The sequence below is a fragment of the Flavobacterium sp. genome, from assembly GCF_024305175.1.
GTDB lineage: Bacteria > Bacteroidota > Bacteroidia > Flavobacteriales > Flavobacteriaceae > Flavobacterium.
Genome location: NZ_JAMWYY010000011.1, coordinates 1 through 22,731, shown reverse-complemented (window position 1 = coordinate 22,731; position 22,731 = coordinate 1). Strand labels below are relative to the sequence as shown.

General features: G+C 40.1%; 21 protein-coding genes. 1 reads left to right on the top strand and 20 read right to left on the bottom strand.

The genetic code is table 11. The features are described from left to right. Window position 1 precedes the first annotated feature (1 nt). From Q0K96_RS04295 to Q0K96_RS04215, 17 genes are all read right to left on the bottom strand, one after another. The gene (locus Q0K96_RS04295; protein WP_297332776.1) at window positions 2-985 is read right to left on the bottom strand and encodes a UDP-glucuronic acid decarboxylase family protein; all 984 of its coding nucleotides are present in this window, start codon (window positions 983-985) and stop codon (window positions 2-4) included. Beyond that, window positions 982-2,295: an O-antigen ligase family protein gene (locus Q0K96_RS04290; protein ID WP_297332775.1), complete on the bottom strand. Its 1,314-nt coding sequence runs from the start codon at window positions 2,293-2,295 to the stop codon at window positions 982-984. Before Q0K96_RS04290 ends, Q0K96_RS04295 begins: the two co-directional genes overlap by 4 nt. Continuing rightward, on the bottom strand, window positions 2,285-3,418 hold the full coding sequence (locus Q0K96_RS04285) for a glycosyltransferase (RefSeq protein ID WP_297332774.1): 1,134 nt from the start codon (window positions 3,416-3,418) through the stop codon (window positions 2,285-2,287). The genes Q0K96_RS04290 and Q0K96_RS04285 overlap by 11 nt, the downstream gene beginning before the upstream one ends. Next, on the bottom strand, window positions 3,396-4,610 hold the full coding sequence (locus tag Q0K96_RS04280; RefSeq protein ID WP_297332773.1) for an O-antigen ligase family protein: 1,215 nt from the start codon (window positions 4,608-4,610) through the stop codon (window positions 3,396-3,398). The genes Q0K96_RS04285 and Q0K96_RS04280 overlap by 23 nt, the downstream gene beginning before the upstream one ends. Then, window positions 4,607-5,401, bottom strand: coding sequence for a glycosyltransferase (locus tag Q0K96_RS04275; protein WP_297332772.1), 795 nt, complete (start codon window positions 5,399-5,401; stop codon window positions 4,607-4,609). Before Q0K96_RS04275 ends, Q0K96_RS04280 begins: the two co-directional genes overlap by 4 nt. Continuing rightward, window positions 5,367-6,791 (bottom strand): O-antigen ligase family protein, encoded by a 1,425-nt coding sequence (locus tag Q0K96_RS04270; RefSeq protein WP_297332771.1) that lies wholly within the window; start codon window positions 6,789-6,791, stop codon window positions 5,367-5,369. The genes Q0K96_RS04275 and Q0K96_RS04270 overlap by 35 nt, the downstream gene beginning before the upstream one ends. Window positions 6,792-6,907: 116 nt before the next feature. Next, the gene (locus tag Q0K96_RS04265) at window positions 6,908-8,191 is read right to left on the bottom strand and encodes a flippase (RefSeq protein WP_297332770.1); all 1,284 of its coding nucleotides are present in this window, start codon (window positions 8,189-8,191) and stop codon (window positions 6,908-6,910) included. An 11-nt stretch (window positions 8,192-8,202) separates the two neighbouring features. Beyond that, window positions 8,203-9,060: a dTDP-4-dehydrorhamnose reductase gene (rfbD, locus tag Q0K96_RS04260; protein WP_297332769.1), complete on the bottom strand. Its 858-nt coding sequence runs from the start codon at window positions 9,058-9,060 to the stop codon at window positions 8,203-8,205. Next, window positions 9,054-9,605: a dTDP-4-dehydrorhamnose 3,5-epimerase gene (gene rfbC, locus Q0K96_RS04255; protein WP_297332768.1), complete on the bottom strand. Its 552-nt coding sequence runs from the start codon at window positions 9,603-9,605 to the stop codon at window positions 9,054-9,056. Before rfbC ends, rfbD begins: the two co-directional genes overlap by 7 nt. Window position 9,606: 1 nt before the next feature. Further along, complete coding sequence (gene rfbA / locus Q0K96_RS04250) at window positions 9,607-10,467, bottom strand: glucose-1-phosphate thymidylyltransferase RfbA (protein WP_297332767.1); 861 nt, start codon at window positions 10,465-10,467, stop codon at window positions 9,607-9,609. Next, window positions 10,464-11,480 carry a dTDP-glucose 4,6-dehydratase gene (rfbB, locus tag Q0K96_RS04245; RefSeq protein WP_297332766.1) on the bottom strand — a complete coding sequence of 339 codons (1,017 nt, stop codon included), beginning with the start codon at window positions 11,478-11,480 and terminating at the stop codon, window positions 10,464-10,466. The genes rfbA and rfbB overlap by 4 nt, the downstream gene beginning before the upstream one ends. Continuing rightward, a complete protein-coding gene (locus tag Q0K96_RS04240) occupies window positions 11,473-12,465 on the bottom strand; it encodes a hypothetical protein (RefSeq protein ID WP_297332765.1) in 993 nt (330 codons plus the stop codon). The genes rfbB and Q0K96_RS04240 overlap by 8 nt, the downstream gene beginning before the upstream one ends. 5 nt (window positions 12,466-12,470) lie before the next feature. After that, entirely contained in the window at window positions 12,471-14,159 is a 1,689-nt protein-coding gene (locus Q0K96_RS04235) for a hypothetical protein (RefSeq protein WP_297332764.1), read from the bottom strand. Window positions 14,160-14,295: 136 nt separating this feature from the next. Further along, a complete protein-coding gene (locus Q0K96_RS04230) occupies window positions 14,296-15,387 on the bottom strand; it encodes a Fic/DOC family N-terminal domain-containing protein (protein ID WP_297332763.1) in 1,092 nt (363 codons plus the stop codon). Then, window positions 15,371-16,885, bottom strand: a complete 1,515-nt coding sequence (locus tag Q0K96_RS04225) for a GH3 auxin-responsive promoter family protein (protein WP_297332762.1) — start codon at window positions 16,883-16,885, stop codon at window positions 15,371-15,373. The genes Q0K96_RS04230 and Q0K96_RS04225 overlap by 17 nt, the downstream gene beginning before the upstream one ends. Window positions 16,886-16,905: 20 nt before the next feature. Next, window positions 16,906-17,253 (bottom strand): SdpI family protein, encoded by a 348-nt coding sequence (locus tag Q0K96_RS04220; protein ID WP_297332761.1) that lies wholly within the window; start codon window positions 17,251-17,253, stop codon window positions 16,906-16,908. After that, window positions 17,253-18,122, bottom strand: coding sequence for a M23 family metallopeptidase (locus tag Q0K96_RS04215; protein WP_297332760.1), 870 nt, complete (start codon window positions 18,120-18,122; stop codon window positions 17,253-17,255). The genes Q0K96_RS04220 and Q0K96_RS04215 overlap by 1 nt, the downstream gene beginning before the upstream one ends. A 200-nt stretch (window positions 18,123-18,322) precedes the next feature. On the opposite strand from Q0K96_RS04215, the gene tatA reads away from it, so the two are divergent. Continuing rightward, window positions 18,323-18,517, top strand: coding sequence for a twin-arginine translocase TatA/TatE family subunit (gene tatA / locus Q0K96_RS04210; RefSeq protein WP_297332759.1), 195 nt, complete (start codon window positions 18,323-18,325; stop codon window positions 18,515-18,517). Window positions 18,518-18,707: 190 nt separating this feature from the next. On the opposite strand, the gene Q0K96_RS04205 is transcribed toward tatA, so the two are convergent. The 3 genes from Q0K96_RS04205 to Q0K96_RS04195 are packed head-to-tail and all read right to left on the bottom strand — an operon-like array spanning window position 18,708 to window position 22,546. Then, window positions 18,708-18,914, bottom strand: a complete 207-nt coding sequence (locus tag Q0K96_RS04205) for a S1 RNA-binding domain-containing protein (protein ID WP_297332758.1) — start codon at window positions 18,912-18,914, stop codon at window positions 18,708-18,710. A gap of 24 nt (window positions 18,915-18,938) precedes the next feature. Beyond that, window positions 18,939-20,405: a two-component regulator propeller domain-containing protein gene (locus tag Q0K96_RS04200; RefSeq protein ID WP_297332757.1), complete on the bottom strand. Its 1,467-nt coding sequence runs from the start codon at window positions 20,403-20,405 to the stop codon at window positions 18,939-18,941. Window positions 20,406-20,416: 11 nt separating this feature from the next. Then, complete coding sequence (locus Q0K96_RS04195) at window positions 20,417-22,546, bottom strand: Tex family protein (RefSeq protein WP_297332756.1); 2,130 nt, start codon at window positions 22,544-22,546, stop codon at window positions 20,417-20,419. Window positions 22,547-22,731 lie beyond the last annotated feature (185 nt).

The window sequence follows — 22,731 nt, the reverse complement described above, 5'->3', positions numbered from 1 at the left end:
TTTAATGTATAAATCCTGAAAAATCTTTATGTTCTTCCTTTAAAAGCTCCTCTTTCGATAACGATTTAAAGTAATCGTAAGTACGCTTCATACCGTCAGCACGCCCTATTTTTGGTTCCCAGCCTAACAGCTCTTTTGCCTTTGTTATGTCCGGCTGGCGTTGCAGCGGGTCGTTTTCGGGCAGCGGCTTGTATACAATTTTCTGCTGTGTGCCGGTAAGCTTTATAATTTCTTCGGCAAAATCTTTTATGGTTATTTCATCCGGGTTACCAATGTTTACCGGATATACATAATCAGAATGCAGGAGCCTGTATATACCCTCTACCTGGTCATCTACATAGCAAAAAGAGCGTGTTTGGTTACCATCACCAAAAACAGTAAGGTCTTCGCCGCGTAGCGCCTGCCCTATAAAAGCAGGAATTACACGCCCGTCGTTTAAGCGCATGCGTGGGCCGTAGGTATTAAATATACGCACAATACGCACATCTACATTATGAAAGGTATGATAAGCCATTGTGATAGACTCCTGGAAGCGCTTTGCCTCGTCATATACACCACGCGGGCCTATGGTGTTTACATTGCCATAATAATCTTCTGTCTGCGGGTGTACCAGCGGGTCTCCATAAACTTCGGACGTTGATGCTATTAATATGCGTGCATTTTTAACCCTTGCCACACCCAAAAGGTTATGCGTGCCTAATGAGCCAACTTTTAAGGTTTGTATCGGAATTTTTAAATAATCTATCGGGCTTGCCGGAGATGCAAAATGCAGTATGTAATCTAAATGCCCCGGGATATTTACAAACTTGGTAACATCGTGATGATAAAACTCAAAATTTTCGAGTTTAAACAAATGCTCTATGTTCTTAAGGTCACCTGTTATAAGGTTATCCATCGCTATTACAAAATAGCCTTCTTTTATAAACCTGTCACAAAGGTGTGAGCCAAGGAAACCTGAGGCTCCGGTAATTAATATTCTTTTCATACTGCTTTTTTTTCTGTAGTTACCGGCAAAAGCCCTGTGTTAAACAGGCAGTAAAACATGGTAAAGAAAACCACTCCCCTTTGCCTCCACAAAAATGACTCTGTCAAAAATAAACTTATCATGAGAACTGCAAAAGCAATATGAATAAATTCTTTGTTTTTTATTGAATTTTTAAGGTTTATCCCTAAAAACAATATAACAATCAACAAGCCAAAAATGCCGAGGTCGGCAAATGCTTCTATATACTGATTATGAAAATTAATTTTATTATAGGTTATACCTTCTTTACCGGTATGGGTCAGGCTATGCTCTATACCTTTTTGTTCAATTTGGGGTGCAGAGGCATTAAGCCCGTAACCGGTAAGGAAAATATTGTCTTCCTTAAGCATCTCGCTAAATATACGTGCTTGGTACAGCCTTAGCGCCGTAGCATTAAAGTAATCATTAGCAGTAAATGTTTCCCTGCTCCAGGCTTCATTAAGAGTAACATGGTGCATCTCTGTATTACCACCCTCCGGACTGCTGTAGTTGAATTCGGCTGTAATGCGTTCATTTATCTCCCCGTAATAGCCAAGTGTGCCTGCCATACCAAGAAATACCAGCAGTGCAATTACCTTGAACCGCCTGTTCATACCCGAATAAAAAATATAGTAAACAATTACCAATGCTACCGATGTGATAATAATTGTTTTAGAAGACAGCAGGAAAAGGAACAGCATTAAGAACAGTAATGTAAGGTATCCCCAAAATGTTTTATTCTTTTTACACAAAAAATGAAAAGCTGCCATAGCTACCATTACAGACAGATATACTGCATTAAGGTAGTTTGTTGCTAAATTGTTATAAAAAAACACTTCGCTGTTGCCCGCATCAGAATACCGGATAATAGCCTTTATGAACAAGTATACAGCAAAAAGAAAGATCATCAGGCTGTAATTATTAAGTACTTTGCGCACGCCCCTTTTTGAAAGCTGCATATTAAGGCAGAAGATAGCCGGTATAAACAACAGTGCCGACTCCCTGCCAAGCGCTTTAAGCGTGGCTTTAACGTCATGAGACCATGTAACCGATATTGCCATTAGTGCAAAGAACAACAGCAGGGGCACTAATACCGGCCTAAGCTTTACGTTTTCTTTATTATAGGCTAAAAGTGTATAAGCTGCAAAAAGTATAAGTGTTATGCTGTTATATACATGCGGAAGCGGTATAGTAAGCAACCCTGTGGAAATAAAAAAAATGAGCAGTTTTTTACTTGGCGGAAGCCCGGCTCTTTTTAACAGTGTATGCCTTGAAAAGTAGTTATATCCCATGTTTAAAACGCGTTACAAAATTTTTGTAATGGTTCTCTAAATTTTGTATTGTGTTTAATATGTTATAATTCTCTGTGAATTTTGCAAAAGACTCTGCACCCATTGCCTCCCTTTTAGTATCGTCATTTAGAAGGGAAATGATCTTTTCAGCATATTGAGCCGGGTCTTCATCATTAATTACATAACCGTTAACACCGTCTTCAACCAAATCGCGGTTACCATCGCAATTACTTACTACACAAGGTTTACCTAATGCTAAACTTTCTATAACGGAATATGGGAGCCCCTCGTATCTGGAGGTTGAAATATATAAAGCAGAATTTTTAATGATAGAAAAAACATCATCACGAGAGGTCCAGTCCAGCAATGTTATGTTACTTTCTAACTTCAGTTCTGCAATAAGTGTTTTTATTGTTTCCAAATCTTCACAGTAGTGCCCCACACCCATAATTACCAAATGAATGTTGTGCTTTTTTTTTACAGATGCGATAACACGTATTAAAAGGCTGGTGTTTTTTTGGTAACTGGGCCTCCCTACTGTACAAATATACTTATCAGGCCACGTTTGTGGTATAGACAAAGGTTTTGCAGATTGTGGTGGCTCAATACTGTTGTTGTAAAGCAATATCCTATCTTTTGTAAAACCTACTTCTAAAGCGCCACGGTTTGCCTCTGAAGGTGATGTAGCTAACAATGCGGAGTTACCACCCCGAAGCAGTTTCTCAATATATATATATATGTTTCGCTTTAACGGATTGTTAGTACTTAAATAAGAAAATGCATTAGGAGTATATAGGGAGGGTATGCCCGCCAGCTTTGCCGCAACGCGACCAACCACTCCGCCTTTAGCACTATGTGCATGAACCAAATCGGGCTTAAGCTTTTTAAGAAGTTTAAAGGTACTGTAAATTGCCCGCAGGTCTTTTAAGGGTGATATTTCTCTATATATTTGGAGTTTATAGTCTTCCAGTATATTTCCCTCCCTATCAGTAAATGGTGTTTTTGCATCATCTGTGCTATGGATGATAATATTCTCAATTTCTTTATTGTTTACATTGGTAAGCAATGACCTTAAGTAAACATCTATCCCGCCAACCGCATTAAGAACATGTATTACCCTCATTTTTGACATTATACGCGTATGGATTTATTGAAATAATTGTGGCAAATATACTAAAAATGTAACAGCCTGCCTGCCGGTACAACACGTTCTCTACCAACAGAAAAAGCATCAAAGCAATTAATATAGCCGTATAAAAAAAGTTTTTATGCACATGTAGCAAAAGGCTTATCAAAAAGCCCGAAAAGAGTAATAAACCAAGTAATCCCTGTGACAGGGCAATGTCTATAAATTGATTGTGAGAATTAAATTTTTCTGAGAGATAATATTCTTTTTTAGACGGATTTTTAATTATGCCTGAATAGCAATTTATATAATTAGTTTCTATCTCTTTGTTTGTTTTAAAGCCAGTCAGCAGGTTATATGAGGTTTTTTGTGCCATGCCTGCGGCACAGGGCCATATAACGAGTCGTGGCTCATAATCTGATGCCACTGCAACAGATTCTTCCCAACTTTCTTCTATAAAAAACCTTTTCGCCATATTATCATTAAAAATAAATAATACTGCTACTATTGCTACAGAACCTGCTATTATAAATCCTCTTAGCTTACTAGGCAGTTTAGAGTAGAAAAGTATATATATACCCAACATAATAATCAGGGTTAAGAATGATATACGGGCAGCTATAAGCAGGACAAATAGTACGGTTATAACTGCACTTGCCATTAAGCAGGTCTTGTAACGGGGATGTTTGTTAATAAGATTAAGTGAAAACAAGAATCCTAACACTGCAAAAAATCCGGCATAGGGCCGCTCCATCACCAAAAGCTGGTTTACCTTCTCTCCATTGGTAAAAGGAAGGCTGCCAGTTGTAAGGTAATTAATTGTTATAACTGCAATACTTACCCATATAACTGACTGAACACAAATAACCATCGATACTTTTATAGTATTGATATTCTTAAGGTTAAGTAGTAATACAGGTATTATAAATACTATTAGATATTTTTTAAAGTGCGACCATTCTATAAAAATATTCTGAACAACTAATCCTTTAATAAAAATGTAAACTAGCAGCACATATAGCAGTGCAAATGGTGGTTTTAACAGCGGCTTAAAGTTTACATTTTTTATATTGAGCAAAAACAGCAGACCTAAAAGAGGCAATAATATATTAGGCAATGCCTTGCTGAATGGCAACCCGATAAGTAGTATTGCAAAAATGTAATCATATATGCCAAGTATTTTTTTCATTTGAAAATTTTGCTTTTTATAAATAAGATTATATCATTTGGCATATAGTATAATACTATATTTCTCAATAAGCCATAGACAGGATAAAAACCAAAGTAAAAATTATGCTTTATTACTTTTATCCGGCTCACTACCTGTTGCTTTCTGCGAGTGGCAGAAATACCATTAGGATTTAATTCTATTTTTACGAGATATTCAGGGATATTGTAAACCTTATAGCCCTTAACAAATTTAAAAAAAAAGGCATAGTCTTCGGCTGACTTATATTCTATTGGATATTTGCCTATTACCGACAGCATGGCCACCCTAAACATAACAGCAGGATGAATAAACATACAGTTTAGATAAAACCGCTTTCGAATTGACGCTGTTGTAACCGGAAATTTAAGGTTATAAAATATATCACCATTGATGGTGACCATTGTGGCAAAAGAGCCTACTAGTTTTACATCAGGATTATCCTGCAAAAATTTTTCTTGTATGGCAAACCTTTTGCCGATATTCTTATCACCGCAGTCTAAACGCGCTATATAAGTATAAGACTTTGACTCAATATAATCCAAACCACGATTAAGAGCGTGCTCTATACCGCGGTTTTGATCCATATAAATAAAAACCAGTTTTCCTTTTGCAGTAAAAGCAGTTACTGCTGCCGCCTCATCCGGCTTTTCACGGCTTCCGTCGTCTACCACAACAACATCAACCACCTCTGATGAGTCAATCGATGTAAGTGAGGCAACCAGCCCTTTAGGATTATTATAATGTGGTATAAGAACTGCTATCCTGTTCATTTGGGTAAATCGGATTTTGAGTTATTTTAATAAGTATTGCTGCCGAAAGCCAAAATCCATATATCCTTAAACTATCTACCTGCATCCAGTTAAGCATAAAGCCAACAAAACTCGTTAGGAGTATTGTGGCTATAACTGTATCAGCAGATAGTTGCTTGGTTTTTAAAATCCTTATGCTACTTCTTATAGCATAAATAAACCATGATATTACTATTATAAAACCAATGATGCCGGTTTCGGCAAGATAACGGGTATAAAGATTAAATACCGGCGGAAATGAAGGTTCCAGATGATTTTTATAATATAATTCGAACTCATAATTATTTTTTGTAGCCCAAAGCGGGTATTTATGCCGGGCATGATAAGATTGCTGACCATAACCAACACCGACTATAGGGTTTTCCGCAAAAACCCGCAATGCGGCAACTTGCATACCAAAACGTGATTTATTCGATACATTTTCAGTTAAGTTATTTTTAAAATCAAGGGAGTCTATCCGTTCTTTGAATGCCTCTATTAACGTTTTACTATTTAATACTAATACTATAAATACCAAAGCAGCACCATATCTAATAGAATTGATTATCAATCGCTTGTAACCAGGCATTTGGTATAAGATTACTACAAATATACCTGCCTGAATGGTTATAGTGATAAGCGCAGTGCGTGAACCGGAAAAAAAAGCAAGCAACAATACCATAACAACAGGTACAAACCGATAAATGCTCTTATGTGTAAGTATATAGCTGAACATCCACCCTGAAATAGTAATCAGGTATATGGCAAAGAAAGGCGGTTCGAAAGCTACCGATGAAATACGGTTATCATGATAATGGGCATTAAACATTGGAAATATATCAAATGTTTCATACAAAATTTTAAAGGCGGAAATATGGAATATAGATATGGCAGCTTCTAATAACCCATAACCTCCAACAAAAATAAATGAATATAAAAAGATTTTCCTTATTTTAATGAGCAGATCTTTATTGCTCATGCGCCATATTGCATTTATAAATAAAACAGGGAAAATGAAGGCAGCAATAAGTAAAGATAGATACTGCCTTATAAACCTTTCTATGCCTCCTGTCATCTTAAAATAATTGGTATGTACTGTATTATAATTTAATACAGTACATATAAAGCACCAGCAGATAAATAACAGTATCAATAAAAACAGCCTGTCTTTATAGGGTAATACAATATATCGGCCGAAAAATAAGAACAAAAAGCCAAGCAGGAAAAAATATGTCCCCAACTCATTACTATACTCCCCTAAAAAGGAGAAGCCCTCAAAATCATTGAAAGGGGAGAAAAATAATCCTAATGTAAAAAGTACATAAGAAAAATTTCTTGCTTTACTTGCCCCTGGCTTATAGTGTCTTTCCATTAATTGTGCATAATATTTCCTGAAAGCTGCTGCTTTTCATAAATTTATAACTGCTGTAAGCAAAGAGAACAAATATAACGGCTTTTTTAAAACTATACGTCTGTCCCGCTAAAGCTCTAACTTAAAGCTGATTTTTTAATTTCACGCTTTGCATACCAATACATACCAATGTCTATAAAAATATGGGTAATAATTAATGCTATCGCTGTCCCAATGTAACTGTACTGATAGGTTAAGTATAAATTCATAGTTAAATTCAATACTGCCGCCATACTAATTACACGAAAGTACAAATTGTCTTTGCCAAGTGTCAGCAGTACCTGTTTGCCAAACATATTATCTATAAAAGCGGCAACAGGTATAAATAATAGTATCCTGAAAATCAGAGATGCATTTTCCATACCCCTGCCAAACAGTATTTCCATGATAAGGTCAGACCATATAAAAGACGGTATCAGTATTACCAAAAACAGCAGTGACCCCATTTTTGTAATTTTAAGTATATCACTATAGGTGCTTGCTTTGTCCTTGTTCATGTTCTTAACCATATAAGGGAAGAGTGCCAAAGTTAAAGGTGTATATATATTTCCTATCGCCCGTGCAACTTTTTCGGCAGAGGCAAAATAAGCAACTGCCGCCTCGCCTGCTATAAATCCTAATAAAAGCGTGTTGGTATTGGTAAACAAAGATATTTTAAGTTCTGATAAAAAAAGGTACCTGCCTATTTTAAGCTGCTCTTTTACCTTTTTGAAAGGTTTTCGCTGAAACGGAATCTTAAACAGTTTTTTAATATAAATTAAAGAAACAATACCCGCAGAAATATAGCCGCACGAAGTAAAAAGCGGCGCAAGCCAGGCATCCTCAGGTCTTTTTACAAAAACAAAAATGGCAGCTGTAAAAATTACTTTGCAGATAAAGTTGAAATAGGTAATGTATTTCATTTTTTGCAGGCCCTGAAAAAACCATACAGGAAAGATAGCCTGCCCTATAACATTGCCGAAGGTAAGCAGGTATATCAACCGCTGTTCTTCGAAAAAGGGTATAGTAAAAATCAGGATACACATTACAACAGAACTGCCTGCAAGCAAAAACATTTTTGTGGTAAACACCTCGTTGAATATAGAGTGCAGCTTATTGGTATCATTTGCATGTACAGACACCTCTTTGGTAGCTGTCATATGAAAGCTATATTCTGTAAGTATCTGAAAATAGTAGGTTATAGCTGCCGCATGCAAAATGGTTCCATATAAGTCCTTACCTAAAACCCTTATCAGGTAAGGGTAGGTTACAAGCGGCAGCAACAGGTTAAGCCCCTGTAGTATTGAGAGCGAAAACATGTTTTTTACAACGGTTCTTCTTTCTGCCGACTTGAATAGTTTATGGAACAGTTTTTTAATCATGAGCAGGTGTTTTAAAGCTCGTTATACGATTTTAAAACAGCAGCAAGGCTTTCCTGCCAGCCTTTTATACTCAGCCCGAAAACTTCTTTTATTTTGCTTTTGCCCATCACGCTGTACACCGGCCTTTTAGCAGGCGTAGGATAAGCCGATGCAGGTATCGGTTGTAAGTCTATTAAAACATTATTTATCCTGAATATCTCTCCGGCAAACTCATACCATGTTGCAACTCCCTCATTACTGTAATGATAAATGCCGTAAGCCTTTTTACCACGTGTTATTATCTGTAGCAGGGCTTCTGCAAGGTCATTGGCATTGGTAGGTGTGCCGGTCTGGTCATTAACAACGCCCAGTTTATCGCACTCTGCGGCAAGGCGCAGCATCGTCTTCATAAAATTATTACCGTATTCAGAGTACAGCCATGATGTGCGTATAATATAATGCTGCGGCAATATCTTTTCTATTTCCTGCTCGCCTTCTCTTTTGGTTTTACCATAAACACCCTGCGGATTGGTTGCATCATCCTCGGTATAAGGGGTGTCTTTATTTCCGTCAAACACAAAATCGGTAGAAATATGCAGCAAGGTTGTATTAAACTGCAGGCAAACTTCAGCAAGGTTTTTAGCCCCGGTAACATTTATGGCATAAGCTCTTTCCGTCTCGCTTTCTGCCTTATCTACTGCGGTATAGGCCGCGGCATTAATACAAAAGCCGGGCTTTACTTCATTAAAAACCTGTTCAAGCTGCTGCCTGTCGGTTATATCCGCTTCCGCAGATGTCTTAAAAACAAAAGTAAGATTATCATACCGGTTCGCCTGCGCTTTAAGCGCCTGACCCAACTGACCTGATGCGCCTGTAACAAGTACTACCATACCGGCCTTGCATTTTCGAGGTTTGGTAAAACAGTATCTTTAGATGATATGATATAATCATCACTATCCATCCCCCAGTCGATATTTATGGATGGGTCGTTGTAGATAATACCACCCTCCGACTCTTTATTGTAGTAGTTGTCGCATTTGTAAAAGAAAACAACTGTCTCACTGAATACCAAAAAGCCGTGTGCAAATCCGCGTGGCACAAAAAGCTGCCTGTGGTTCTCAGCCGATAGCTTTACTGCCACATGCTGCCCAAAGGTGGGCGAACCGGGGCGCACATCTACAGCCACATCAAGCACCTCGCCGTGTATAACCCGCACCAGTTTTGCCTGGGCATGCTCTCCTGTCTGGTAGTGCAGCCCGCGCAGCACCCCCCGCACAGAATAAGACTGGTTATCCTGCACAAAATGCACCGGCTGCCCGGTTATATCGGCAAAGCGTTTTTCGTTATAGCTCTCCATAAAATACCCGCGTTCATCGGGTATAACGTTAGGCTCTATAATAAAGCAGCCTTTAAGGCTGGTTTCTTTAACTGTCATATTATGCTATTAAACTCATCAGGTGCCTGCCATACCCGCTCTTTAAAAGCGGCTCTGCAAGCGCCGTTAATTCTTTTTCGGATATATATCCCATTTTATAGGCTGCCTCCTCTATAGCGCCTATTTTAAGCCCCTGGCGCTCTTCTATTACCTGCACGAATTGTCCTGCCTGCATAAGCGAATTAAACGTGCCCGTATCAAGCCACGCCGTCCCCCTGTCGAGAATGCTTACTTTAAGCCTGCCGCGCCTGAGGTATTCTTTATTAACATCTGTAATTTCGAGTTCGCCCCGGTGGCTGGGTTGTATATTTGCTGCAATATCCAGCACCTCGTTATCATAAAAATAAATGCCCGGTACCGCAAAGTTAGATTTTGGCTTTTCGGGTTTTTCTTCAATAGACAATACTTTACCGTCTTTATCAAAATCTACCACGCCATAACGCTCAGGGTCGTGCACGTGGTAGGCATATATAATGCCCCCTTCGGGATTATTGTTGCTTTGCAGGAGGCCGGCAAGCCCGGTACCGTAAAAAATGTTATCGCCCAGTATAAGCGCTACTTTATCATTACCTACAAACTCTTTCCCTATTATAAAAGCCTCTGCAAGCCCATTGGGGTGTTCCTGCACGGCATATTCAAATTTACAGCCCAGTTTGCTACCGTCGCCCAACAGGTGGCGAAACAGCGGCAGGTCGTGCGGAGTGGAAATGATAAGTATTTCCCTTATGCCTGCCCACATAAGCGTGCTTAACGGGTAGTATATCATAGGTTTATCATAAATTGGCATCAGTTGCTTGCTCACTGCCAGCGTAAGCGGATGCAGCCTGGTGCCCGACCCTCCGGCTAATATTATTCCTTTCATGCTTTTTTATATTTTGCAAGGTACCATTCTATGGTCTTAACAATACCCGATTCAAAATTTTCATCAGCTTTCCAGCCAAGCTCACTTTCTATCTTATTGGCGTCTATTGCATAACGCAGGTCGTGCCCCGGCCTGTCGGTAACAAAAGTTATCTGCTCTTTATAGCTGCCGCTTTCTTTCGGAGCCATGCTATCAAGCAGTTCGCAAATCTTGTTGGCGATGTATAAGTTGTTACGCTCGTTCCTTCCGCCAATATTATAGGTTTCGCCCCCGTTACCATTTTTATATACCAGCTCTATGCCTTTGCAATGGTCCAGCACATAAAGCCAATCGCGTATATTCATTCCGTTTCCGTAAATAGGGATATTTTGTCCTGATATGGCTTTGCGTATAATGGTGGGTATCAGCTTTTCGTCGTGCTGCTTTGGCCCGTAATTGTTGGAGCAGTTGGTGGTAACCACATCCATACCGTAGGTATGGTAGTAGCTGCGCACTATCATGTCGCTGCCTGCCTTGCTTGCGCTATACGGGCTGTTGGGTGCATAGGCTGTTTCTTCTGTAAAGAGTCCTTCTTCACCCAGCGTGCCATATACCTCATCTGTAGAGATATGATGAAAACGGCAGCCTTTGTAATCTTCTTTATATTGATGCGGAGCATCCATCCAATACTTCCTTGCTGTTTCCAGCAGGTTGAATGTACCCAGCACATTGGTTTTTATAAATGCCTCAGGGCCCGAGATAGAGTTATCGACATGCGATTCTGCCGCAAAATGAATTACCCCCCTTATATCGTGCTCTTTAAACAGCGACTCCAGGAACGGCCTGTCGCAGATATCACCCTGAACAAACAGATAATCTGCATTGCCCTCAACTTCTTTCAGATTATCCTTATCACCGGCATAGGTTAGCAGGTCAAGGTTTATAACCTTACAGCCCTGATTAGCGGCTAAAAAATGTACTATAAAATTTGAGCCAATAAACCCTGCTCCTCCTGTTATTAATATATTATTCATTACCGGCAATCTTTTTTCTTTTGTTCATCTGTTTTTTATAGTAGGCCATAAATAAAGATATAAAAACAAACAGCATGATAAATATGAAAGGAACTATATATTTCATCTTGCCGGATGTAAAAGATTTTTTCTTAATATTAAGCATGGTACTGCTTGGCTTAATTATATTTTCATAATTAACCTTTTTTATCATGTTGTTACCCTGCTCTTCTACCAGCTCTGCCTTGGTTTTTATCAGTTCGTTAAACTGCGTATTGGTGTTGTAATACACAAGGTTTTCGCCTGCCGCTCTTGCATCTTTATTAAATGTATTGATTATGGCATCTATCTGGGCAATTATACTGTCTTTAGCTTTAATCTCGGCATTAAGGTTTCTTTGCCATTGTTGCTTTATTTCACCAAAATATTTATCTGCATTCAGATAGGCAAGTATGGGGTTAACCACCTCATCCGCATCAGCTTTGCCGGAAGTGGTAATAGTGACAAGGTGCTGCGGATAGTTACGGGCAGTGGCCATATCTTTCAGGGTTTCCTCAACACTTGCATTTTCAGCCATAATCCTGAATAGTTGCAAATTGCGTTCATGATCTTTTTCAGATTCAATGAAATCATAAACTTCCACAATCGGCTCAACTTCCATTTCTATAAATATACCAGGATCTTTAATGCCAATGCCCTGCAAAAACTTTTCATCCCGCGTTTGAGATTTAGACGTTAAAAGCTCAGCCGTTTCATACAGGTAATCTACGCTTTTAAAATTAGGTATTACTATTAGTTTCTGCTCGTAGACTTTTTTACCCTTATCAAAATAATAGCCAAGCGCTCCACCGGCAATAAATAAAACTGCTAATACAATTATATTGCGCTTAAGGAACAATATACCGTCGAAAAAATAATCGTTAGCGCGGGATGCATATCCTCTTAATCGGTCTGATACCCTAGCTATGTCTATTTCCTGATCCCTGTTGTGCTGATAGTTTTCCATTACTGTTATTTGCAGTTAAAAATTTGTTCCAGTATTTTTATTGTTATCAGGTATGTAGGCTTAACTCCTGTAGTACCCAGGCCACCTGATGCCAGCGTGCTGCCGGTTTCCAGCGGATTATCCGATGCATAATAGGCATAGCGCACTTTTACATCCGGATTAATACTTTTCCTGATTTTTGAGGCCGACTGTATGGCTTTCTGGTAATAGGCGCCTTCCATTTCAAGCCCGATAACGCCCCAGGTAGAGCGGTTAAAGAACTTAAGCAGGTCGCGGTTTTGTAACGATGTACCCAAAACAGTTACCATAGGGCCACTGTAAACCGGTATGCCCTGCCCTTCAAACATATATGCCTTTAACTCATTCTCAAATGGGTAATTATCACCCGTACCTTCGTTAATGTGTGCCGACGGTATCATTATATCGCCCTTATTCCCTTCCAGTATCCCTGCCTTACCCATTATAGAAACCGATACCACATTCAGGAATGTTTTGGTATCATATTCTTTATAAGGTTTTAAAAGCTCATCGATGGTTTCATAGGCCTGCTCGCCAAAAGCATAATCCATTACTATAATAACGGGCATATCTTCTTGTGCCTGCGCATTAGGGAATGCCGTCAGCGAAAAATCAATTTTGGCAGCATCAAATATCTGCACATCTATATTGGTGCCCGATGTATCTGGCATGGCTATCATACCGTTTTGCAGGGCAAATTCCTCTACCTTGTTACGTAGTTCTGCATTGCCTGATTTGCTGAGTTCTTCATAAACATAAAAATCAGGCTTACCCTTAAACTTACCTTTATGTACATCGGTGGCAAATATAGAGTTCATTACACTGTGCATGTTGGCGCTGATGATATGTATCGGCCTTTGCAGCAGCCCGTTTTGTTTCAGCACCGCTTTAATGTTATCAGCCCATATCTCGCCGTGTATGTGGTGTCCAAGCCTTTCCCTTAATATCGGGCTGAAGGTAATAGCACGTTTTGCGCCGCCAAGTGCCTCGTCTATAGCGAGTTTTCCCAGCCAGTATATTACATGCAGGAACCTGTCAGGTGTTTCGGCATTGCCAAAAGCGTCATAAATATCGGTAACTTCGGCAAATGTGCGCCCCAGTATGTTTGAAACGTGCGATATTGCTGTTTCGCGCTCCTCAAGGTTCAGTTTTTTATTCTGCAAAATAACCTGCTCCAGCTTTTGCCAGTCGCGCGTCATCTCACCATTCTCATCAATAAGTACTCTGTTGCGTATCTTGTGCGACTCTATAAACACAAAAGTAAGGTGGGTAAGGATATCATAAATATCCGACCTCCCCCTTGTTATCTCAACATTCATCTGTTCCTCATCAATTCGGTAGCAGTTACGCCTCCTTTTTGGCGGTACAATAGCCTTGAAATGTGATTTGGAATATCCTTCGTCTGATGTCAGATTTATAAAACGGCACTGCTCTATGCCTACAGGTAAACGTTCTATAACATACAGTAGCCCGTTAAGCTCTGCTTTTTCTTCGGCGATAGAGCCGTATATTTCCGGGCGAAGGTCTAAGAGCGCCTCGCGCAGTGTTTCACCCGATATACCCATAGGCTTGTAAAAGCCGCGGTTAAACAGGTGGCGCATGGTTATGTATAAACGCTCTATGGCAGCAGAAGATTCCTGTGCCCTGTTGCGTGATATATTTTTTAATTTCTGCATTCTCATTTGTGTTTTGTGAGCAAATGTAGGATTTTTATTTTTAGCTATAATTTATGACATGTAAACCAAAACACGCTTTGATTAACATATTTAAAAAATGTGTTAGCTAAACCATGTTTTCGTTAACATGTTATTGCTACAATTTATAATTATATTGCGTAAACAATTTCATTAATCCGTTGTTTACATAAAAGTTATCTCTTCCTATTTTTACTTTACTTAAAAGGTTATTTTTATCTTCAGCAATTGTGTCTAAATACTTGGCTGCAGTTTGTCTTGAAATATTTAAATCTCCTTGTAAAAACTCTATTTTGGTATAAGGATGCTTAAATATATTATTTATTAAATCCTGAGAATAAAATTTATAATTTGTTCTTATTACCGATTTGTAGTGCATCATTAACTGTTTAATTTCTTTTATGAGTTCAGTACTTTGCTTACTGACACTTATAACTGCATCTAAGATGTAATGAATCCATTGATTCCAACTCTCTTCATCACGAACCTGCTGTAATAATAAATAGTATTCTTCTTTGTTTTGAATTATAAACCGACTCAGATATAACGTAGGATAGTCCAAAAGCCCTTTACAAATAAGATAGAGAATGTTAATTATCCTGCCCAGCCTTCCATTGCCATCATAAAAGGGGTGTATGCTTTCAAACTGATGGTGTATAATTGCAAGCTTTATAAGATAATCTGAATCGTCAATAGAGTCGTCATTAATATAGTCTATAAGATTAGACATATATGACTGAATCTCCGTTAACGACTGAGGTGGTGTATAAATTACTTCTCCAGTTCTCTCATTCTTAAGATCTGTACCGGGAACTTTCCTGTATCCGGCATTATTTTGTTCTAATTCCTTATGGATTTCTAAAATAATTGTATTTGTAATTATTTTGTTATCTTTTATAAGCTCAAAGCCTTTTCTTAATGCAAATGAATAACGCTGAACTTCTTTGGCTGCAAGATTTTGTATTAATCCTAAGTTTAGCTCTGCCTTAAAAAGTTCATCATGGGTGGTTATAATATTCTCTATAGCCGAACTGTCTTTAGCTTCCTGCAGAGCCAAAGTACTAAGTAATATTCCAACATTAGGAACGGTTGCATGAGTACCCTTAAGCTCTGCTAAGGCAGCGCGGGCTTCTGCTACTTTCTTTAAAATATCCTTAGACTCTAAGTCAATTGGCAATGGTAAGTAAGGAATTTTATATTTTGCTGCCATAATCTTTTTTAGTCAATTTTGATAATACATCTGCAATTTTCCTGTCATTACTAAGCCTTGGCAGCTTGTTTTGCCCGCCCAGTTTGCCGATGGACTTCATATACTCCTGGAAACCGTTTTTTGCAACAGGGGTTATTACTACTGTGCGGAGTATGTTACCTTTTATCAGGTCGTCATAATACACATTCTGTTTGCGCATGGCGCTGTCTATCTTCAGGGCGAAAGCATCCATATTCTGCGGTTCGTTTTCAAACTCGATGAACCATTCGTGGTACGGCAATCCAGTTTCGGGGTTAATTTGCGGGGCTACGGTAAACTCGTTAACCCTTACATTAGTTCCTTCCATAGCTTCATTAAGGGCGCTTTCTACCTCTTTGCCAATTACGTGCTCGCCAAACGCAGATATAAAGTGCTTTATCCTGCCGGTAACAATTACCCTGTAGGGCTTTAAGGATGTAAACTGTACCGTGTCGCCTGTATTGTACGCCCAAAGCCCGGCGTTAGTGGATATGATGAGCACATAGTTTATGGCCTGTTCCACCTCGCCGATTGTGTAACGTTTCGGTTTATCGGTAAAGAACTCATCCGACTTTATAAACTCGTAAAAAATACCTGAATTCAGCAACAAAAGCATCCCCCTGTCGCCCTGCCTGTCCTGGTAGGCAAAAAATCCTTCGGAAGCAGGAAACAGCTCTATACTGTCAACCCTCCGCCCGATAAGGTTTTCAAATTTGGCCCGGTAGGGTTCATAATTAACCCCGCCATAAATAAACAAGCTGAAGTTTTTAAAGATGTCGCCTACTTTTTTATTGCCCTTTTGCTGCAGCCTTTCAAAATACATTTGCACCCATGAGGGTATGCCCGAAATAACGGTCATATCTTCTTTATAAGTTTCCTCTACAATGGCATCAACCTTGGTTTCCCAGTCGTCTATAGTATTGGTTTCCCAGCCCGGCATACGGTTGCGTTGCAGGTAGCCCGGCACATAGTGCGCTACTATACCGCTGAGGCGGCCAAACTTTATCCCATTTTTTTCTTCGAGTACGGGGCTGCCCTGCAAAAATATCATCTTACCATTTACAAAAGCCGAATTACCTGTTTCGTGGATGTACATCAGTATAGCGTTGCGTGCTGCCTGTATGTGGTAGGGCATTGATGCTGCCGTAAGCGGAATGTATTTTGCCCCGGAGGTAGTGCCCGATGTCTTGGCAAAATACAGTGGCCTGCCGGGCCATAGTATATCAGGTTCGCCCTTAACTACCCGCTCTACATAGGGTTTCAGGTCTTCATAATCCCTAACGGGTACATTTTCCTGAAAGTCTTTATAGCTTTTTATACTGCTAAAGTTATGGTCTTTGCCAAATGCCGTGCTGCGGGCATTTAAAATCAGTTTACTGAATACCTGCTGTTGTACCCCAACGGGTTTAGAGGCCCATTTTTGGGTATCGTTATATACTTTTAAGGCAAACAGCTTGGCAGCAAATGATTTTAAAGACATAAGCAGTAATCAGTTGTTAGTTAATCAGGAAATTTTGTTTTAAGCGCTTTCTCGGTAGCATAAAATATATAAACTGCCGCTACTATCATCAGCGACAGCATTACGATTACCGCATACTCTTCGGGTATGTTTATCAAATTCAGCAGCCCGCCGAAAGCTAACAGGGCAAGGCCCGATCCTATCAATCTCTTACTTGAAAAACGCTGTGAAAAATCCCATGCGGACTGCGACTTCGCCGAGCGGCTGGTGCGGTATCCGTATAACAGGTTTCTTCTCTTCGGAGGGAATATGTACATTACAATCCCGCTAAGGAATAATGCTATGCCCCCGAAATAATAAATTGTAAACAGGCTGTTTATAATCTCCATTATTCAAAATTTATGTACTGTGTCGGGTTTATCGGGTAGCCATCCTTCCACAATTCGAAATGCAGGTGCACACCGGTTGACTGCGAACCCGTGCTGCCGGCCAGCGCAATCGCTTCGCCAGAACGCACTACATCGCCCTGCTCTTTGGTTAATGCCGCACAATGTTTGTAAACCGATATTATACCGTCTTTATGGCGCACAATTATTACGTGGCCGTTTGTAGGTGTCCAGTCGGCAAACAGTACCGTTCCTGCCGCAACCGATTTAATGGGGGTATCTTTAGCCAGTGCAATATCTACTGCAAAATGCTTGTTCTTGCTGCTGTAAGGCTCTGTAATGTGGCCTTTAACCGGAGCAAAAAGCACCAGGCCAACACGCGGCTGGGCTTCTTCAAACAGGTTATATTTATCCTCCAGCGCCACTTCTTCGCGTAGTTTAAGGTCGGCTTCAGATGGTTTAATGTCTATAACCGGCTGCTCTTTCTGCTCTGGCACATAAATAGAGTCACGGCTCAGCTTACCGCTTTCAAGGTCGCCCGTAAGTACTTTTTTTATCGAGGCCATATAAGCTTTCTCTGCCTCCAGCTCCCGCAATAGCGAATCTGATTTTATAGCATTCTGGGTAGCCTCGCGCTTTAGCTGCGTAGAAGAATATCCTGGGATGTATTCGCGCAGCGGGGTACCTGCAATAATGTAGGTGGTAAGGGCAATCATGATGATGCTTACCACGGTAATTACCACAAAAACATTCATGAGGTTAAGCCTGAGCGAAAATTTCTCCTCAAAGTTTTCCTCATCAAGTAGTACCAGCCGTATTTTGTTGAACAGCTTTTTTTTGATTACCTGCCTTTTAAGCCTTTTCTTCGACATAGTAACTGTTTAATTCGCAAATATACTAATACTGCATTATAAAGAGATTTAATGCCTTATAAACCTTACTCGCAATTTTGTTTTATTTAACGCAAACCACAATCAAATAATTGTCGTAAATAATTGTAGTGTTTTAATTTATGGTTAACTTTGTATCGTTTGAAATTGTTGTTTCAATATTAATTTAATTCTTATTTATCATGTTTCAGAAATTCGGAGCCTTTGAAATAATTTTGATTGTTGTGGTTATACTGCTTCTTTTCGGGGGCAAGAAAATACCGGAATTAATGAAGGGGCTTGGCTCCGGAATTAAGGAATTTAAAAATGCCGCTAAAGATGAGCCTAAGGCTGAAGCAGCCAAAAAGCAGCAGGCACAGGAAGAGAATAAACTTTAGTTTAAAACTAATATCATAATACACCCCCGCAATATTGCGGGGGTTTTTGTTTCAGCCATTTCGACTGCGCTCAATGTGACAGGTAAAATAAAAATTCAGAAAGTTGAATTCAGAATTTATTCTCCGAAACACGAAACACGGAATAATTAACATCCGACCCCGGACATCTAACTTCGGACAGGCGGCACCCCTAAATAACCATACTCAACGCTACCCTTTTGCGGGCTTCATCCACTTCAAGGACCTTTACCTGAACGTGCTGGTGCAGCTTTACCACTTCATTCACATCGCTCACAAAGCCTTCTTTAAGCTGCGATATATGTACCAGCCCGCTTTCCTTTATGCCCACATCCACAAAGCAGCCAAAGGCCGTAATATTGTTTACAATGCCGGGCAAAACTTTTTTATGTGTAAATCAAAATTATTTACTTGTTACCTTTACAATACCCTGGCGGGTGGCCAAATATAAATTTCCGAAACTATCGAAACACATATCTCCAATGTATGATGTAGGAATATCCGAATTAAGATTATGATAGTTTTCCCAGCCACCATTTAAATCATATCTTATCAGTCCTGCCCTGTCGGTAGAAATCCAAAGGATTTTTTCTTTTTTGTCATATAAAACACATGTAGTGTGATTGAATGGCATTCCAGAATTTTCAGTTGTAAAATGTTCCCATGATCCGGATTTACTGCATATCGCAATACCTTCATTCCTATTGACAATTTTACGGTCAGCCGGATTAAACTCATAAAGTCCAAAATATAGATTGCCTTCTTCATCCTCAGCCATAGAGGTTATACAATAATCCTTTAAAATGTGATTGGTATCTTTAAAGCTAATTACTTTCCCATCGTTATCAATCATAACCGAGCCATCATACGTACCTATCCAAAGCCTGTTTCGTGAATCACGCATTGCAAAACTAACACGATTTGAAGGGAGTTCTTTTATTTTAGATTTATCAAGCATTTCAAAATGATTTGATTTGCTAATTATTAAGCCATCTTTTGAACATATAAATAATTCACCTGTTACTGAATTATATTCAAACCCATATGCGTTATCAACACCTAATTCATCCGTACTGTAAGCTTTCCAATTATTATTATCAAGACTAAAAATTGATGAAAGGCCATCTAACCATATCTTGTCCTGAGCATCTACACCTAATGCGAAATATTTACGCTTCTTGGCTTCCTCTATCGTTGGGTTAGGAGGAGGTAATTTAATTACATTTTTATTAAGCACTATTAATTCAGAATCTGAAATAGCTATAATATTGCCCTTAGAATCCGCAACAATATGGTTAACACTGTTATTGGGTAATTCAGAATTAGAGGAGTTCCATATTGTAAATTGATAGCGGCTTAAATTTTGATTTGAGTAAGTGTAATTTTTATTAAAAATTTCAGGGTCTTTAGGATGATCAAAAGATTTCGCAAACGCTTCCATATCCACCCGCTCTATTTTACCATCAAGAATTCCGTTTTTAATTGTAAATATTAAATTAACAGAATTTCTATCTACAGGCTTACCCTCGCTATATGCAGGCTTCCAGTCTTTAAATTTATTAAGCTCTTTAACAATTTCATCAGTTATACCAGCCTTACTCCTGTCAGTATGGCTTAATACACAACCCCTGCCATTTGCTTCAATTAGTACCTGAACTTTAAGAGTACCCTCAATCTTACCTAAATTTAATTTCTTGTTTAATCTTCCCAGTAGCTTATCAAATTTTTCTTCATCATAAGAAGATTTAATTTCGCCGCAATCAAGGCAAAAACTTTCAGTATTACAGTTTTCCAGTTTTACCGGAAATAAATTTTGTGCAGATGCAACACTGGCTGCAAAAACTAAAAAACAGAAAAAAAGGTTTTTCATTTATAAATACTTTAATTGTTAACTATCATACTCAACGCTACCCTTTTGCGTGCTTCATCCACTTCAAGTACTTTTACCTGAACGTGCTGGTGCAGCTTTACCACTTCATTCACATCGCTTACAAAGCCTTCTTTAAGTTGCGATATATGTACCAGCCCGCTTTCCTTAATGCCCACATCTACAAAACAGCCAAAGGCCGTAATATTGTTTACAATGCCCGGCAGCACCATTCCGATATGTAAATCGGAGATAGTCTTCACATTCGGGTCGAATTCAAAAACCTTTGCCGACTTTCGCGGGTCGAGCCCCGGCTTTTCAAGCTCTTTTAAAATATCTTTCAGCGCCAGCACGCCCACATCTTCGGTGGCATAGGCTTCGGGGTTTATTTTGGCAATAGCCTCTTTGTTAGAGATAAGCTCCTGCGTTTTCAGCTTCAGGTCTTTAGCCATTTTTTCGACAATGCTATACGCCTCGGGGTGTACCGCACTGTTATCCAGCGGATTTTTAGCATTGGGTATGCGCACAAATGCCACCGCCTGCTGGTAAGCCTTCTCCCCGAGCCTGGCTACTTTTTTGAGTTGTTTGCGGTCTTCAAACGGGCCGTTCTCACTTCGGTAAGCCACAATGTTCTCGGCAAGCTTTTCGCCTATGCCCGACACATACCCCAACAGCGACTTACTTGCCGTGTTAAGGTTTACGCCCACGCTGTTCACGCAGCGCATAACGACCGTGTCAAGCTCTGCTTTTAGCTGACTTTGGTCTACATCGTGCTGGTACTGCCCCACTCCAATTGCTTTTGGCTCTATTTTAACCAGTTCGGCAAGCGGGTCGCTCAGCCTGCGGCCTATAGACACCGCACCGCGCACGGTAACATCATAATTCGGGAATTCATCACGGGCAATTTTAGAAGCGGAATATACCGAAGCCCCCGCCTCGCTTACCACAAACACCTGCAAAGGCTTATCAAAGGCTATTTTTTTAATAAACTGCTCGGTTTCGCGGCTGGCAGTTCCGTTGCCTATCGATATAGCATCTATCTTATAGGCGTTGACCATAGAGCGTATTTTTTTCATGGCCTGGGCAGTTTCCCGCTGCGGCGCATGGGGGAAAATGGTTTCGTTATACAGCAGGCCACCCTGCTCGTCAAGGCACACAATTTTGCAGCCGGTGCGGTAACCGGGGTCTATCGCCAGTATGCGTTTTTCGCCCAATGGTGGCGCTAACAGCAATTGTTGCAGGTTGGCGGCAAATACCTGAATGGCTACGGCATCGGCTTTGGTTTTGGCTTCCTGCAATACCTCGTTGCTTATGGCGGGAGCCAACAGGCGTTTGTAACTGTCGGCGATGGCTTTTTGCAGGTGGGCTGCCGTTTCCTTTTTCGGGTTTTTTATAACCGACTCCTCCATAAAGGCAAGTGCTTCGGTGTCGTCTATTTCTATTTTGAATTTGATAATGCCCTCAGCCTCGGCGCGGAGCATGGCCAGGAGGCGGTGCGATGGGGCCTTAGCCAGGTTCTCGCTCCAGTCGAGGTACTGCTCAAACTTCTGGGCTTTCTCCGGGTCGGCACCTTTAACGGGTTTAGTGGTAATGGCCGCTTTGCGGCCAAAAATGCGACGCAGCGTTTTCCTGATATACACGTTTTCGTTTACCCATTCGGCTATTATGTCGCGCGCGCCCTGCAGGGCTTCGTCTTCGTTGGGTACGTTTCCGTTAAGGTATCTGGATGCGATGTACTCTATATCGTCGGCGTTTTGCGCCATGATTATCTTGGCAAGCGGCTCCAGACCGTTCTCACGGGCGGTGTCGGCTTTGGTTTTGCGGCGTTTTTTGTAAGGCAGGTACAGGTCTTCCAGCTCGGTAAGGTTAAAGCTGCCCTCAATTTTTGCCGAAAGCTCGGGCGTTAGCGCTCCCTGCTCCTCAATGCTTTTGGCAATGGCTTCCTTGCGTTTTACAATGGCTTCATAATCACGGCTGCCTTTGGCTATCTGCTCTATGGCTACCTCATCAAGGTTGCAGGTGCGGTCTTTACGGTAACGGGCTATAAAGGGTATGGTGCAGTCTTCCTGAAGGAGCTGCAATACGGCTTCTATGCTTTTGGCGGGAGCGTTTACCTGCGCCGCTATATATTGGGTAATGGTCATGCTTTGCGTTTAGGGTGCAAAGATAACGGGATATTTTATGAGGATATTTAAAAAATAGTTTTAAGATAATTTTTGTAAGGCAATATTTTGTATGTTAGTAGTCTAACTTTAAAATTTCTATAGAATGTCCTCAAAGAAAGTAATTAAATTTGGATTAAATAATTCAAATAGCCTTCATATAATGC

What these genes read in the sequence shown, in the direction of transcription:
- Q0K96_RS04295 (WP_297332776.1), bottom strand. Translation starts at nt 985, where the DNA reads ATGAAAAGAATATTAATTACCGGAGCCTCAGGTTTCCTTGGCTCACAC.
- Q0K96_RS04290 (WP_297332775.1), bottom strand. Translation starts at nt 2,295, where the DNA reads ATGGGATATAACTACTTTTCAAGGCATACACTGTTAAAAAGAGCCGGG.
- Q0K96_RS04285 (WP_297332774.1), bottom strand. Translation starts at nt 3,418, where the DNA reads ATGAGGGTAATACATGTTCTTAATGCGGTTGGCGGGATAGATGTTTAC.
- Q0K96_RS04280 (WP_297332773.1), bottom strand. Translation starts at nt 4,610, where the DNA reads ATGAAAAAAATACTTGGCATATATGATTACATTTTTGCAATACTACTT.
- Q0K96_RS04275 (WP_297332772.1), bottom strand. Translation starts at nt 5,401, where the DNA reads ATGAACAGGATAGCAGTTCTTATACCACATTATAATAATCCTAAAGGG.
- Q0K96_RS04270 (WP_297332771.1), bottom strand. Translation starts at nt 6,791, where the DNA reads ATGGAAAGACACTATAAGCCAGGGGCAAGTAAAGCAAGAAATTTTTCT.
- Q0K96_RS04265 (WP_297332770.1), bottom strand. Translation starts at nt 8,191, where the DNA reads ATGATTAAAAAACTGTTCCATAAACTATTCAAGTCGGCAGAAAGAAGA.
- rfbD (WP_297332769.1), bottom strand. Translation starts at nt 9,060, where the DNA reads ATGGTAGTACTTGTTACAGGCGCATCAGGTCAGTTGGGTCAGGCGCTT.
- rfbC (WP_297332768.1), bottom strand. Translation starts at nt 9,605, where the DNA reads ATGACAGTTAAAGAAACCAGCCTTAAAGGCTGCTTTATTATAGAGCCT.
- rfbA (WP_297332767.1), bottom strand. Translation starts at nt 10,467, where the DNA reads ATGAAAGGAATAATATTAGCCGGAGGGTCGGGCACCAGGCTGCATCCG.
- rfbB (WP_297332766.1), bottom strand. Translation starts at nt 11,480, where the DNA reads ATGAATAATATATTAATAACAGGAGGAGCAGGGTTTATTGGCTCAAAT.
- Q0K96_RS04240 (WP_297332765.1), bottom strand. Translation starts at nt 12,465, where the DNA reads ATGGAAAACTATCAGCACAACAGGGATCAGGAAATAGACATAGCTAGG.
- Q0K96_RS04235 (WP_297332764.1), bottom strand. Translation starts at nt 14,159, where the DNA reads ATGCAGAAATTAAAAAATATATCACGCAACAGGGCACAGGAATCTTCT.
- Q0K96_RS04230 (WP_297332763.1), bottom strand. Translation starts at nt 15,387, where the DNA reads ATGGCAGCAAAATATAAAATTCCTTACTTACCATTGCCAATTGACTTA.
- Q0K96_RS04225 (WP_297332762.1), bottom strand. Translation starts at nt 16,885, where the DNA reads ATGTCTTTAAAATCATTTGCTGCCAAGCTGTTTGCCTTAAAAGTATAT.
- Q0K96_RS04220 (WP_297332761.1), bottom strand. Translation starts at nt 17,253, where the DNA reads ATGGAGATTATAAACAGCCTGTTTACAATTTATTATTTCGGGGGCATA.
- Q0K96_RS04215 (WP_297332760.1), bottom strand. Translation starts at nt 18,122, where the DNA reads ATGTCGAAGAAAAGGCTTAAAAGGCAGGTAATCAAAAAAAAGCTGTTC.
- tatA (WP_297332759.1), top strand. Translation starts at nt 18,323, where the DNA reads ATGTTTCAGAAATTCGGAGCCTTTGAAATAATTTTGATTGTTGTGGTT.
- Q0K96_RS04200 (WP_297332757.1), bottom strand. Translation starts at nt 20,405, where the DNA reads ATGAAAAACCTTTTTTTCTGTTTTTTAGTTTTTGCAGCCAGTGTTGCA.
- Q0K96_RS04195 (WP_297332756.1), bottom strand. Translation starts at nt 22,546, where the DNA reads ATGACCATTACCCAATATATAGCGGCGCAGGTAAACGCTCCCGCCAAA.